Raw genomic sequence first — 12987 nt, 5'->3', positions numbered from 1 at the left:
GTTGCGGGGGCCGGATTTGAACCGACGACCTTCGGGTTATGAGCCCGACGAGCTACCAAGCTGCTCCACCCCGCGTCCGTACTGTCGAAAACATTAAACCATTAATGCCTTCGAGGCTGCGCATTATACGAGGAAAATTGACGGATGCAATACTTCACAGAAAAAAACCGGACTTTCCTCGCTAAGTGACTATTTTCCAATCAGATATTGAAGATCTGCTCACGATAATAGCGAAGCTCTGCGATCGAGTCACGGATATCATCTAATGCTAAATGACTTCCTTTCTTAGAAAAGCCGTCTAACACCTCTGGTTTCCAGCGGCGCGTTAGCTCTTTTAATGTGCTGACATCAAGATAGCGGTAATGGAAGTACTGCTCTAACTCAGGCATGTACTTGTATAGGAAACGGCGATCCTGACCAATGCTGTTACCACAAATTGGCGACGCACCTTTAGGTACCCACTTCTCTAGAAACGCGATCGTTTCACGAACGGCATCTTCTTCAGAAAGTTGGCTTTGGCGAATACGTTCCACCAATCCACTATTAGTGTGCGTATTGGTACACCAGTCATCCATCTTATCTAATTCAGACTCTGGCTGATGAATCGCAAGTGTTGGCCCTTCTGCTAAAATGTTCAGCTGAGCGTCTGTCACTATGGTCGCGATTTCAATGATTTTATGCGTTTCAGGATCCAGACCTGTCATCTCCAGATCGATCCAAATTAAATTCTGATCGCTAATTGTCATTGGATTAATGCCTATTTTGTGACTAAACCATGTATCATACTTGGCTTAATCCGAAAGCCAACCAAACTGAACGATAAACTTGTGGCAAAAAAGAAAAAGCTGACCAAAGGGCAGAGCCGTCGCGTTCGCTCGAATCAAGATAAACGTCTAAAGCGTGAAAAGAATGATGTCCAATGGGACGAGGCACTGCTCGAAGCGGCTCGTGAAGGATTGGTTATCACACGTTTTGGCCAACATGCCGATATTGAAGATCCGGAAACGGGGACGATCCACCGTTGTAACCTACGCCGCAGCATTCAGAGCCTAGTTTCTGGTGACCGTGTTGTATGGCGCCCAGGTGTTGAATCTCTCGATGGGATCTCAGGTGTTGTAGAAGCGGTACACCAACGTGAATCAGTACTAACACGCCCTGATTATTACGATGGCGTTAAAGCCGTTGCCGCTAACGTTAACCGTATCATCATTGTTTCTGCTGTTTTGCCTGAGTTATCGCTCAATATTATCGACCGTTACCTCATTGCCGCTGAAACCGTGGGCATCGAGCCACTGATCGTCCTTAATAAAGTCGATCTATTAGATGCAGATGAGCGCCAAGTGGTTGAACAAACGCTTTCACTTTACCAAGACATTGGTTACCAGATCCGTTACGTAAGCTCGGACACTGGTGAAGGCATGGATGAACTACGTCATGACTTGAAAGATCACATCAGTATCTTTGCAGGTCAATCCGGTGTGGGTAAATCCAGTATGGTGAATACTCTGATGCCTGAAGTAGAAGCCGAGACAGGTGCGGTTTCTGAAAACTCTGGCTTAGGTCAACACACCACGACAGCTGCGCGCCTTTACCATTTCCCTGATGGTGGTGACTTAATCGACTCTCCTGGAGTACGTGAATTTGGCTTATGGCACTTAGAGCCAGAGCAAGTCACCGAAGCCTTTGTCGAATTTCGTGAATACTTGGGCGGCTGTAAATTCCGCGACTGTAAGCACGGTGACGACCCAGGCTGCATCATTCGTGATGCCGTAGAGGAAGGTAAAATCACCCAAGAGCGCTACGACAGCTACCACAAGATCATCGAAAGCATGTCGGAAAACGTGGCGAACCGTCAGTTCTCACGTAACAAACAGCAAAATTAATCTGTTATCGCTCCCTCTAAATAAGGCGATGATAAAGCATTAAGCCATCATCGCCTTAGCTACTCTCTCGACCAACGTTATTCCCTATTTCAGCTTTCTTTTCCCAGCCTTATCACTTCATTCACCGCCTTACTCTGCTCGGAATAACCTGACTTTAGCAGTGTGTTTCGGTATTATTACCTGTTCGAGTTATTACTTACTTGTTAATTTTAGTAAGTAGACTGTTGATTAAATGAACTTTTTTCGGAAAAGACACCGTGCTAGATAATCTCAAAATCGGCCTACAATACTGTTTGCCAAAACATGCGGTAACCCGCTTAGTAGGTAAAATTGCTGCATTTGAAGGTGGTAAATTCACCACGGCAATCATCCGTTGGTTTATCAACCAATACAAAATTGATATGTCAGAAGCGCGTAACCCAGATCCAGCAGCCTACCCGACATTCAACCAATTCTTTGTTCGTGAACTGAAAGACGGTGCGCGTCCAATCAATACCGATGACAACATCATTTCACACCCTGCAGACGCTTGTGTGAGCCAACTAGGCCCAATTAAAGAAGGTCGCCTATTCCAAGCGAAAGGCCACTACTTTGATAGCACCGAGCTTCTGGGTGGCGATAAAGCTCTCGCAGAAGAATTTAAAGACGGCGATTTCGCAACACTTTACCTATCACCTCGTGATTACCACCGTGTGCACATGCCATGCAATGGTACGCTGCGTCAGATGATTTACGTACCTGGTGATCTGTTCTCGGTTAATCCGCTAACCGCAGAGAACGTACCAAACCTGTTTGCTCGTAACGAGCGCGTAGTATGTATCTTCGATACCGAGCACGGCCCAATTGCTCAAGTCTTAGTAGGCGCAACCATTGTAGGTAGCATCGAAACGGTATGGGCTGGCACAGTGACTCCGCCAACAGGCCCTGAAGTGCGTCGTTGGGATTACCCAGCATCAGGTGACAGCGCTGTGGTATTGAAAAAAGGTGACGAAATGGGTCGCTTCAAGCTGGGTTCAACCGTTATCAACCTGTTCCCGAAAGACATGATCCACTTTGTGGAAGACATGAAACCAGAACAGCCAACGCGCATGGGTCAGCCATACGCTGAACTGAAAAAGTCATAAACGACTAACCAGTTAACATTTCTGTTAAAAGGGGCGTTCATCGCCCCTTTTTAGTACCAAAAATTGACCTCGTTACCAGCTTTTTTTTGGTCAATTAGTATGCTGTTTTGCAGTCTTCTTATAAATTGCAAAACAACATCATTATGAAAAATCTCTCAGTTTCACAGCTCATACGGCTGTTTATATCCTTTGGTATTCCGCTTGGTATATTACTGATGCCGATTGATGCCATTCCTATTGACGACCTCACTTTAATTCAACACCGCTTACTCGCTATTTTCGCTCTCGCCGCCCTACTTTGGGTTTTAGAACCTGTCCCCGTTTTTGCTACCTCTATTTTGATCATCGCCCTTGAGCTGGTCATGATTTCCGACAAAGGGCTCCACTTATTTCGTACCGCCCCCGCCGGGCATGATATGGGAACCTTGATCCCCTACACCGATATCCTTGGCGCTTTTTCATCGCCAATTATTATCCTCTTTATGGGTGGGTTCGCGCTGGCGATAGCCGCATCAAAGTACGAGCTCGATAACAACCTCGCCCGAGTACTACTCAAACCTTTTGGCCACCAGCCCAAGTTCATCATGTTGGGGCTAATGCTGATCACTGCCGTGTTCTCAATGTTCATGTCGAATACCGCCACCACAGTGATGATGTTGGCTTTGTTAGCACCAATCGTCGCGTCTGTACCGAAAGGCGATATCGGGATCAAAGCCTTAGTGCTCTGTATTCCCATCGCAGCTAATACCGGGGGGATTGCGACCCCAATCGGAACGCCTCCCAATGCCATTGCTTTGCAGTATTTAACGGGAGAGCACAGCATTAGCTTCCTTGGTTGGATGATGATGGGTCTACCGTTTGTGATTGTCCAATTGGCTATTGCGTGGTGGTTACTGCAAAAAATGTTTCCTTCCAGTCAGCAGCAAATGAAGCTGCAACTCGATGGTACGTTTCAGAAAAGCTGGCAAGCCATTGTGGTGTACATCACCTTTGGCCTTACTATTTTGTTATGGATGACAACCTCGCTGCACGGCATGAACACCTATGTGGTGTCTATCATTCCGCTGGCTGTCTTTACGTTAACTGGCATCATGGGCAAAGAAGAGCTCAAGCTGATCAACTGGGATGTGTTATGGCTGGTTGCGGGCGGGATCGCGATAGGTTTAGCGCTCGATAAAACAGGACTAGCTGCTGCATTGGCCCATGCCGTCGATTACGACGCGCTCTCACCCGTTGCGGTAGTGCTGACCTTATCGATTCTGTGTTGGTTGATGGCAAACTTTATGTCCAATACTGCCACCGCCAACTTATTGATGCCCATCGCTGCCGCCGTTGCCGCTTCAATGGACAGCCTCGCCTCGATGGGAGGACTGCAAGGCGTGTTGGTTGTGGTCGCTTTCTCGGCATCACTTGGGATGATCTTACCGGTTTCCACCCCACCAAACTCACTGGCTTATTCCACCGGATTAGTCGAAAGCAAAGACATGGCAAAAACCGGCTTAATCATAGGTTTGCTAGGACTCTGCATCGTTTATATTGGCGCATTGATCCTGACTTAAGATCACATTTCCCTCATCACTCTTCATTAAGAGCAGCAATATGCTGCTCTTTTTATATAGATAAAGATCACAAATTTTAATCAATTACTAAGATTTTGTGCCTTTTATGCTCTTTATCATTCATATAAACCAAATTCGGTCGATAACCTAGACACATAAAATAACAACTCTTCTCAACATATCCCTACTCTTTTTGCGAATGGCGTAATGGAATAGCGGCAACAATAAGAGACAAAGTGATGAAATATACGATCAAGTTCAAGATCCAAGTGGCTATCGCCATCATCATAGCGACAGTCAGTGCTGTACAAGCTTGGATTTCTATTAACCAATTACGAACTGAGACCACCAAGCAGGTACATGGTCAAATGACTGATATCGGTCAGGCTACCAGCAACTATGTCGCTGATTGGATGGATACTCGCACCGATATGCTGCTGGCCAACGAAAGCCTAATCAACAGCCGCAGCAACGTTGACCGAGAACTGCTAGTGACCAAACGCGCGGGTCACTTCCTATCGGTATACGCAGGTTTTACCGATGGTCGCATCGCTTACGGCGATAAAACCGAAGATTGGCCTGCCGATTACGACCCACGAACTCGCCCTTGGTATCGCGATGCCATCAGCGCAGGTGAAACCATTATTACCGAACCATACCAAGACTTTGACGGCAGTATTGTGGTCAGTATCGCGCGTGCTTTCCGTGGTGAGTACAACGGGGTATTAGCCGCAGACGTTACCATCAACAACATCATCAAAGAAATCTTAAACCTGAACATCGACAACGATGGCTATGCATTCTTAGTTGATGGTGAAAACCGCATCGTGGCATATCGCGATGAAAGCCTTAGCCAGCAACCGCTGACGAAACTTGATGACGAACTCACGCCTGAGATGATCCGCCAACTGGCCAACAACGGCAAAGTGGAAACCATCTACCAAGACAGCGATGGCAGTAACAAGCTGATCTTTGTAACACCGATTGCAGGCACAAGCTGGGCACTGGGTATCGTCCAAGATGAAGGTCTAGCCTTTGCTTCAATCAGCCAACAAATTACCTTCGTATTGATTGCCTCTGTAATCCTATACATTGTAATTGCAGCCATTGCTACTTACATCATCACGAGCCTACTGCGCCCTCTTGCTGAGCTAAGCAAATCGGTTGAACAACTGGCGCAAGGTAGCGGTGACTTAACCCAACGCATCGAAATCAAACGTATGGATGAGATTGGTGAGCTGGCAGAAAACATGAACCGTTTCTTAGGCCAATTGCAGACCATGATCAAAGGTATCGTGAGCCAGTCAATGACCCTAAGCCAATCAGCGCAGCAGTCGTCGCAACAAGCCGAGCAAGCCTCAATGCGCGTGTCAGATCAGCAAAACGATGTTAACCAAATCGCTACTGCGATCCATGAAATGTCAGCGACATCAGCCGAAGTTGCCAGCCATGCTGAAATGACAGCATCAGCGGCGCAAGCCTCTACCGATGCTTGTGAGTCTGGTAAGCAAGTGATTGGTCAAAACCGTGATGCGATCACCTTGCTAGCTAACCAAGTGCAAGATGCGGCGAACGTGATCCACGAACTGGAAAGCAATGCCCAGAACATCAATCAAATCCTATCGACCATTCAAGGTATTGCCGAACAAACCAACCTGCTCGCGCTTAATGCAGCAATTGAAGCGGCTCGTGCCGGTGAGCAAGGTCGTGGCTTTGCAGTAGTAGCAGACGAAGTGCGGGTATTGAGTAAGCGTACGCACGATTCAACCGAAGAAATTCGCGGTATGATCGAAACCTTACAGCAAAACACCCGCCAAGCGGTTGATAGCATGGAAACCAGTACTGAACTGGCTGGTCAAAGTGTCGATTATGCGGGTGCCGCAAGCGACAGCTTGACCCAAATCACCCAAGCGATCACTGAAATCTCAGATATGGCATCACAAATTGCGAGCGCCGCAGAAGAGCAACGTGCCGTGAGCGAAGACATCAGCCGCAATACACAGGCAATCAAAGATGTCTCTGATCACCTCGCTCAGCAAACGACGGAAGTTAGCGAAAGCGCGCAAGAGATGAGTAATTCAGCAGAATCAATGCGCAAAGATGTATCGCGCTTTAAAGTGTAACTGCCCTGAATAGCCCCAACAGCACTCATCTATTTTAATCAACGCCGATGTTAACCTCAGTTAGCATCGGCGTTTTTCTATCCCTTTCTACTCCCTCTGTATCTTTTTTGCTTATCGCACTATTGTCTTCCACAACGGCACTTACAATCATAAGTGAGAATTATTTGCATTTGAGAATTTAATTGCTTATAGTTTGGGCAGCTTGACGACTAAGATGCCTTGAAATCCTAATCCTGCACTTACCGTCTCACTCCTTGAGTGAATAAAGCGACTGATACTCATATTAGCTGTTCCCCCACTTTCAGATGAGGAAAGTGAAGCTAAACGTATTTCTGTGTTCACCCAAAACACAAACCAATTAAATGAGCTCGGTAGTGATAGCATCCCCTATCACTTCAAGCTCAACGATTGGACTCAGGCCGTCTTATCGACAAAAAAAGCGCGATAGTGATATCGCGCTTTTCGTCGTTGATCCGCTTGTGCCATCAATTAAGCAATGTCGATCGGAAATGCCGTCACTTGATCAATATGATCTTCGCCCATTGCTAGCATGATCAGTCTATCAATCCCTAACGCTACCCCAGCACAGTCAGGGAAACCCGCCCGAAGTGCGTTCACCAAGTGCATATCGATAGGCTGCGGTTGAAGCCCCATCGCTAAACGTTTTTCATTGTCTTGCTCAAAGCGCACTAACTGCTCATCACCATCAGACAGCTCATGGAAGCCGTTTGCCAACTCAATCCCTTTGAAATACACCTCAAAACGCTCAGCGACACGGTTATCTTGCGGGTTAATACGCGCTAATGCCGCTTGGCTAGCTGGGAAGTCGTACACAAACGCCGGTGCAGCCTGACCAATCTTAGGCTCAACCCCAACACTAAACAGCAGTTGCAATAAGGTATCACGGTCTTGCTCGGGTTCGGCGATATCTGCCAGCCCCAATTGTGCCGCTGCCGCTTTGAGCTCAGTCATTGAGCCTACTAGTGGGCACACGCCTAATACATCTAAGAAAGCTTGCTGGTATGTCATTCGAGTCGCGGGCGCTGATGACAACACCAGTTGCAGTAGCTCGTCCATCTCATCCATCAAGGTATGGTGGGTAAAGCCCGGACGGTACCATTCCAACATCGTAAATTCAGGGTTGTGATAACGACCCGACTCTTCATTACGGAATGATTTACAGATCTGATAGATAGGACCACTATCTGCTGCCAGCAGGCGCTTCATATGAAATTCAGGACTGGTCATCAAATACAGCGTTTGCCCCTTGGCATAACCCGGCCCAACAAACTCAGTGTTAAAGGTATGCAGATGAATATCTGTCACAGTTGCCTGACTCATTGCAGGCGTATCAACCTCAAGTACATCACGCGAGGCAAAGAAGTGACGAATGCTCGCCAAGAGCTGTCCACGCTGTTTTAACTGTTCAATAGAGGCTGTTGGTTGCCAAGTCATGTTTTTCACCACAGTAAAAGGGAATTTCAAACCGCATAGTGTAGCAAATCCCCTACTTCACTCCATGCTGCTGTTCACAGCCTTTATCCTGCATAAAATATGAAAAATAATGAATGCAACGTTAAATTCAAGATCATTAACACCACAGTAAGCCAACATTGCGATAACCAGTAGTTCTACAAAAATAAAACCAAATCGTCATAAAGTGCACAATGTGAGTTTTAAGATTACGCAGATATATTGATTAGTTTTTTATTTTTAATGACTTAACGCCATAAATAGAAACACACCAATAACAAGCTACAAACAATTAAAACAATTGAAAACAGTTAATTAATATTTATAAGTCATTACAACTTGTGACAATAATCACAAAAAATGTAATCAACCTATACTTTAGGGCTATTTCGGTGAAAAAGCTGCGTCTAAATCAAATTTTCATGAAGATTTGTTTCATAAAATGCCTATCAGGATTTCAAGGATAAGTGCGAATTTCGCACTTTTTTAAATTTTATCGTCTTACCTTCGGAGGATAGCTGTGAAGACTATTACCACAGATATCGCTGTAATCGGTGCAGGTGGTGCAGGCCTACGTGCTGCCATCGCTGCTGCTGAAGCAAACCCAGACTTAGATATCGCACTGATCTCTAAAGTTTACCCAATGCGCTCACACACAGTAGCGGCGGAAGGTGGCTCTGCTGCCGTAATCAAGGATGAAGATAGCTACGACAACCACTTCAACGACACTGTTGGCGGTGGTGACTGGTTATGTGAACAGGACGTTGTTGAATATTTTGTAGAAAACGCAACACGTGAGATGACTCAACTAGAGCAGTGGGGTTGTCCTTGGAGCCGTAAAGATAACGGTGAAGTGAACGTGCGTCGTTTCGGTGGTATGAAGGTTGAGCGTACGTGGTTCGCTGCGGATAAAACCGGCTTCCACATGCTACACACTCTATTCCAAACCTCGATCAAGTACGATCAAATCAATCGCTTCGATGAGTACTTCGTAGTAGACCTACTGGTTGAAGGCGGCGAAGTACAAGGTCTGATTGCTATCCACATGGCGGAAGGCGAACTGATCTGTATTAAAGCAAAATCTGTTGTGCTAGCAACAGGTGGTGCGGGTCGCGTTTACCACTGTAACACTAACGGTGGCATCGTAACGGGTGACGGCATGGCGATGGCATTCCGCCACGGTGTACCGCTACGTGACATGGAGTTCGTTCAATACCACCCAACAGGTCTACCAGGTACTGGTATCCTGATGACAGAAGGTTGTCGTGGTGAAGGTGGTATCATCGTAAACAAGAACGGCTACCGCTACCTACAAGACTACGGTATGGGTCCTGAAACACCAGTTGGCCAACCGAAGAACAAATACATGGAACTAGGTCCACGTGACAAAGTTTCTCAAGCTTTCTGGCACGAGCAGCAAAAAGGTAACACTATCAAGCACCCTCTGGGCGACGTAGTACACCTAGACCTTCGCCACCTTGGTGAAGAGTACCTGCACGAGCGTCTACCATTCATCTGTGAGCTAGCAAAAGCTTACGTAAACGTAGACCCTGCAAAAGAGCCAATTCCAATTCGTCCAACCGTGCACTACACCATGGGTGGTATCGAGACTGACAGCCACAACGAGACCCGTATTAAAGGTCTGTTCGCGGTAGGTGAATGTTCATCTGTAGGTCTTCACGGTGCTAACCGTCTAGGTTCAAACTCACTGGCTGAGCTAGTGGTATTTGGCCGCGTAGCGGGTGAAGGTGCAGCGAAACGCGCTGAAGAATTCCAAGGTTGGAACGAAGCATCAATCGAACAACAAATTCAGGCTGTTCAAGACCGCATCGACGCGCTAATGGCGCAAGAAGGCGACGAGAACTGGGCTGATATTCGTACTGAAATGGGTCAAACCATGGAAGCGGGTTGTGGTATCTACCGCCAAGAAGATCTGATGCAAGCAACAGTTGATAAACTGGCTGAACTGCGTACGCGCTTCAAAAACATCAGCATCAAAGACAAAGGCAAAGTATTCAACACTGATCTGCTATACGCAATCGAAGTGGGTTACGGCCTAGAAGTTGCTGAAGCAATGGCACACTCTGCGATTCTACGTCGCGAATCTCGCGGTGCGCACCAACGTCTAGACGATGGTTGCACAGAGCGTGATGACGTGAACTTCCTGAAACACACGCTAGCATTCTACAACGGTGATCAAGCACCTCGCATTGAATACAGCGATGTGACTATCACTAAGTCGCAACCAAAAGCACGTCTATACGGTGCAGCGGCTGAAGAAGCAGCAGCGAAAGAAGCCGCTGAAGCGAAGCAAGCAGAGGAGCAGGCATAATGTCAGGCAATCGTATCCAGAAAGTAGAAATCCTGCGTTATGACCCAGCGAAAGACGCAGAACCTTACTTTGAAACCTTTGAAGTACCGTTCAACGAAACCATGTCTGTGCTTGATGCACTGGGCTACATCAAAGACAACCTAGACAAAGATCTGGCGTACCGTTGGTCTTGTCGTATGGCGATCTGTGGTTCTTGCGGCATGATGGTTAACAAGGTGCCAAAACTGGCATGTAAGACCTTCCTACGTGACTACCCGAACGGTCTAAAAATCGAAGCACTGTCTAACTTTGCTATCGAAAAAGACCTTATCGTAGACATGACGCCGTTCATCGAGCGCTTGGAAGCGATCAAACCATACATCATTGGTAACGACCGTAAACCAGAAGACGGCCCGAACAACCAAACACCAGAGCAAATGGCGAAATACAAGCAATTTGCTGGCTGTATCAACTGTGGTCTGTGCTACGCAGCATGTCCTCAGTTCGGTTTGAACCCAGAGTTCATCGGTCCTGCGGCACTGACTCTGGCTCACCGTTACAACCTAGATAACCGTGATAACGGTTCTGATGAGCGTATGAAGCTGATCAACGGTGAAAACGGTGCATGGGGCTGTACGTTTGTTGGTTACTGTTCTGAAGTTTGTCCGAAGAACGTTGACCCAGCAGCAGCGGTTAACCAAGGCAAAGTTGAATCTTCTAAAGATTTCGTTATTGCCATGATGAAACCTCAGGAGGCATAAGGATGAGCAATCGTAAACCTTACGTTCGCGAAATGAAGCGCACTTGGTGGAAGGATCATCCTTTCTATCGCTTCTACATGGTACGTGAAGCAACTGTACTACCACTAATCTTCTTCACTATCTGTCTGACTTTCGGTCTTGGCAGCCTAGTGAAAGGCCCTGAAGCTTGGGCGGGTTGGTTAGAGTTTATGGCTAACCCAATCGTAGTGGTACTGAACATTCTGGCTCTTTTAGGCAGCTTGTTCCACGCGCAAACTTTCTTCAGCATGATGCCACAAGTTATGCCGATCAAAATCAAAGGCAAAGCCCTTGATAAGAAAGTTGTCGTTCTTGCTCAGTGGGCAGCTGTTGCAGCTATCTCACTATTCGTTCTAGTTCTAGTATAAGGAGCGTCACGTGGTAAATCGTAATCCGAAACGTTCTGACGAGCCAGTTTGGTGGGGTCTATTTGGTGCCGGTGGTACTTGGTTTGCAATGCTAACGCCAATCACTGTGCTTGTACTTGGTATCATGGTGCCACTAGGCATGCTTGATGCAGAAGCAATGAGCTACGAGCGCGTATCTGGCTTTGTAACTAGCATCATCGGTGGTCTATTCACCATCGCGACGCTAGCACTACCAATGTGGCACGCAATGCACCGTCTACACCACGGTATGCACGACCTGAAATTCCACGTTGGCGTGGCAGGTAAAATCGCATGTTACGCAGCGGCATTCCTAGTGTCTGCACTGGCTGTTATCTTTGTATTCATGATCTAATCATACAAAGCACATCGCATTGAAAAGCACCGCTTCGGCGGTGCTTTTTTTTGTGCTATTGCTCAGCTCACAGCAAACTAAAATCTAGTTTTCATCTTTTATTTATCGATACCCCACCCTAAATGGCCTTATTTAATTCACATTATTGATGATTCAATAATGAAAAACGCTGTTCATTAATGTATTCTCCCCACCACAATAAAACACCATTCAATTAAATCCCAATTCCGATAAGGATGGATCATGAAAAAAACACTTTTAGCTTCGCTGTGCTTATTCACTCTTGCCGGTTGTGGCGTTAACTCAAGCATCGAAGTTGATGACGCAATCAAAGCGCAACCAGAATTAGCCGTTAAAACCAGTGGGATGTTCTGGGGACTGGGTCGTAGTGGTAACTTTGATATGGCAGGTCTGTACAAAGGGAAATACAGCCGTGATAAAAGCAGCAGCACATGGCTACCCTACGATAGCGTTAGCGCAGAAATGACCGCTCGCGTGACCAACGTAAGCAGCAACCAAAGCTGGGATCTACTATGTGGCGGTGGCTATAAAGGCGTGAACTTCGGCGGTATTGCGGTAGGCTCATCCGATCCCTACACCTGTCAAATCATGGCCAACGACAAGAACATTGGTAAAGTAGAACTACGCGATAAAAGTGGCGTCATTAAGATGGGTATTGCCAAAGAAGTGCAAGGCTATATTGAGATGAATGCAATCCGCTACCAATTAGAATCGGATCATAAAGTAGCAGGTAGTTTTACCTCATCAGAAAACCCACTCGGCTTTCACGTTAGCCAAAATGGTAAACGTATTGCCGCTATCTACACCAACGGCAGCATCGCTTTGCAAATGCAACCTAACCTTTCTGATGCCGAAAAAGATGTCATGGCCGTCGCGACGATTGCAAGTGCGCTAAGCTGGCGCGCAGAGTCGGATACGGAATAATCCACACTAACACCCAAAAACAAAAAAGGTCGCCTAAGCGACCTTTTTT

At 46.7% G+C, this 12987-nt stretch carries 11 protein-coding genes and 1 tRNA gene; 9 read left to right on the top strand and 3 right to left on the bottom strand.

The genetic code is table 11. The features are described from left to right. Position 1: 1 nt before the first annotated feature. Positions 2 to 75 (bottom strand) — tRNA-Met (locus tag A3K86_RS09985). A gap of 125 nt (positions 76 to 200) precedes the next feature. Further along, a complete protein-coding gene (orn, locus tag A3K86_RS09980; protein ID WP_068330756.1) occupies positions 201 to 746 on the bottom strand; it encodes an oligoribonuclease in 546 nt (181 codons plus the stop codon). Between the two features lie 81 nt (positions 747 to 827). Between orn and rsgA the strand changes: the two genes are divergently transcribed. The 4 genes from rsgA (at position 828) to A3K86_RS09960 (ending at position 6689) form a co-directional block, all read left to right on the top strand. Beyond that, positions 828 to 1883 carry a small ribosomal subunit biogenesis GTPase RsgA gene (gene rsgA / locus A3K86_RS09975; protein WP_068330763.1) on the top strand — a complete coding sequence of 352 codons (1056 nt, stop codon included), beginning with the start codon at positions 828 to 830 and terminating at the stop codon, positions 1881 to 1883. A 257-nt stretch (positions 1884 to 2140) separates the two neighbouring features. Then, on the top strand, positions 2141 to 3007 hold the full coding sequence (gene asd, locus A3K86_RS09970) for an archaetidylserine decarboxylase (RefSeq protein WP_068330755.1): 867 nt from the start codon (positions 2141 to 2143) through the stop codon (positions 3005 to 3007). Positions 3008 to 3150: 143 nt separating this feature from the next. Next, entirely contained in the window at positions 3151 to 4566 is a 1416-nt protein-coding gene (locus A3K86_RS09965; RefSeq protein ID WP_068330754.1) for an SLC13 family permease, read from the top strand. 239 nt (positions 4567 to 4805) lie between these two features. Next, positions 4806 to 6689 (top strand): methyl-accepting chemotaxis protein, encoded by a 1884-nt coding sequence (locus A3K86_RS09960; protein WP_068330753.1) that lies wholly within the window; start codon positions 4806 to 4808, stop codon positions 6687 to 6689. 489 nt (positions 6690 to 7178) lie between these two features. Here A3K86_RS09960 and epmA read toward each other — a convergent pair whose 3' ends face one another. Then, positions 7179 to 8144 (bottom strand): elongation factor P--(R)-beta-lysine ligase, encoded by a 966-nt coding sequence (epmA, locus tag A3K86_RS09955; protein WP_068330752.1) that lies wholly within the window; start codon positions 8142 to 8144, stop codon positions 7179 to 7181. A 538-nt stretch (positions 8145 to 8682) separates the two neighbouring features. Here epmA and frdA point away from each other — a divergent pair. From frdA to A3K86_RS09930, 5 genes are all read left to right on the top strand, one after another. After that, positions 8683 to 10494: a fumarate reductase (quinol) flavoprotein subunit gene (gene frdA, locus A3K86_RS09950; RefSeq protein ID WP_068330751.1), complete on the top strand. Its 1812-nt coding sequence runs from the start codon at positions 8683 to 8685 to the stop codon at positions 10492 to 10494. Continuing rightward, on the top strand, positions 10494 to 11234 hold the full coding sequence (locus A3K86_RS09945) for a succinate dehydrogenase/fumarate reductase iron-sulfur subunit (protein ID WP_068330750.1): 741 nt from the start codon (positions 10494 to 10496) through the stop codon (positions 11232 to 11234). The genes frdA and A3K86_RS09945 overlap by 1 nt, the downstream gene beginning before the upstream one ends. A 2-nt stretch (positions 11235 to 11236) precedes the next feature. Next, the gene (gene frdC, locus A3K86_RS09940; protein WP_068330749.1) at positions 11237 to 11620 is read left to right on the top strand and encodes a fumarate reductase subunit FrdC; all 384 of its coding nucleotides are present in this window, start codon (positions 11237 to 11239) and stop codon (positions 11618 to 11620) included. A 10-nt stretch (positions 11621 to 11630) separates the two neighbouring features. Beyond that, the gene (gene frdD, locus A3K86_RS09935) at positions 11631 to 11993 is read left to right on the top strand and encodes a fumarate reductase subunit FrdD (RefSeq protein ID WP_068330748.1); all 363 of its coding nucleotides are present in this window, start codon (positions 11631 to 11633) and stop codon (positions 11991 to 11993) included. A 243-nt stretch (positions 11994 to 12236) separates the two neighbouring features. Further along, complete coding sequence (locus A3K86_RS09930; RefSeq protein ID WP_068330747.1) at positions 12237 to 12938, top strand: VV20781 family protein; 702 nt, start codon at positions 12237 to 12239, stop codon at positions 12936 to 12938. The last annotated feature ends 49 nt before the right edge of the window (positions 12939 to 12987 follow it).

It is taken from the genome of Photobacterium jeanii, from assembly GCF_001650345.1.
In the GTDB taxonomy this organism is placed as follows: domain Bacteria; phylum Pseudomonadota; class Gammaproteobacteria; order Enterobacterales; family Vibrionaceae; genus Photobacterium; species Photobacterium jeanii.
Note: the sequence above shows the minus strand (reverse complement) of the source record. Positions and strands in the feature narration are given on the sequence as shown.

What these genes read in the sequence shown, in the direction of transcription:
- epmA (WP_068330752.1), bottom strand. Translation starts at nt 8,144, where the DNA reads ATGACTTGGCAACCAACAGCCTCTATTGAACAGTTAAAACAGCGTGGA.
- orn (WP_068330756.1), bottom strand. Translation starts at nt 746, where the DNA reads ATGACAATTAGCGATCAGAATTTAATTTGGATCGATCTGGAGATGACA.
- A3K86_RS09930 (WP_068330747.1), top strand. Translation starts at nt 12,237, where the DNA reads ATGAAAAAAACACTTTTAGCTTCGCTGTGCTTATTCACTCTTGCCGGT.
- A3K86_RS09960 (WP_068330753.1), top strand. Translation starts at nt 4,806, where the DNA reads ATGAAATATACGATCAAGTTCAAGATCCAAGTGGCTATCGCCATCATC.
- A3K86_RS09965 (WP_068330754.1), top strand. Translation starts at nt 3,151, where the DNA reads ATGAAAAATCTCTCAGTTTCACAGCTCATACGGCTGTTTATATCCTTT.
- A3K86_RS09945 (WP_068330750.1), top strand. Translation starts at nt 10,494, where the DNA reads ATGTCAGGCAATCGTATCCAGAAAGTAGAAATCCTGCGTTATGACCCA.
- frdC (WP_068330749.1), top strand. Translation starts at nt 11,237, where the DNA reads ATGAGCAATCGTAAACCTTACGTTCGCGAAATGAAGCGCACTTGGTGG.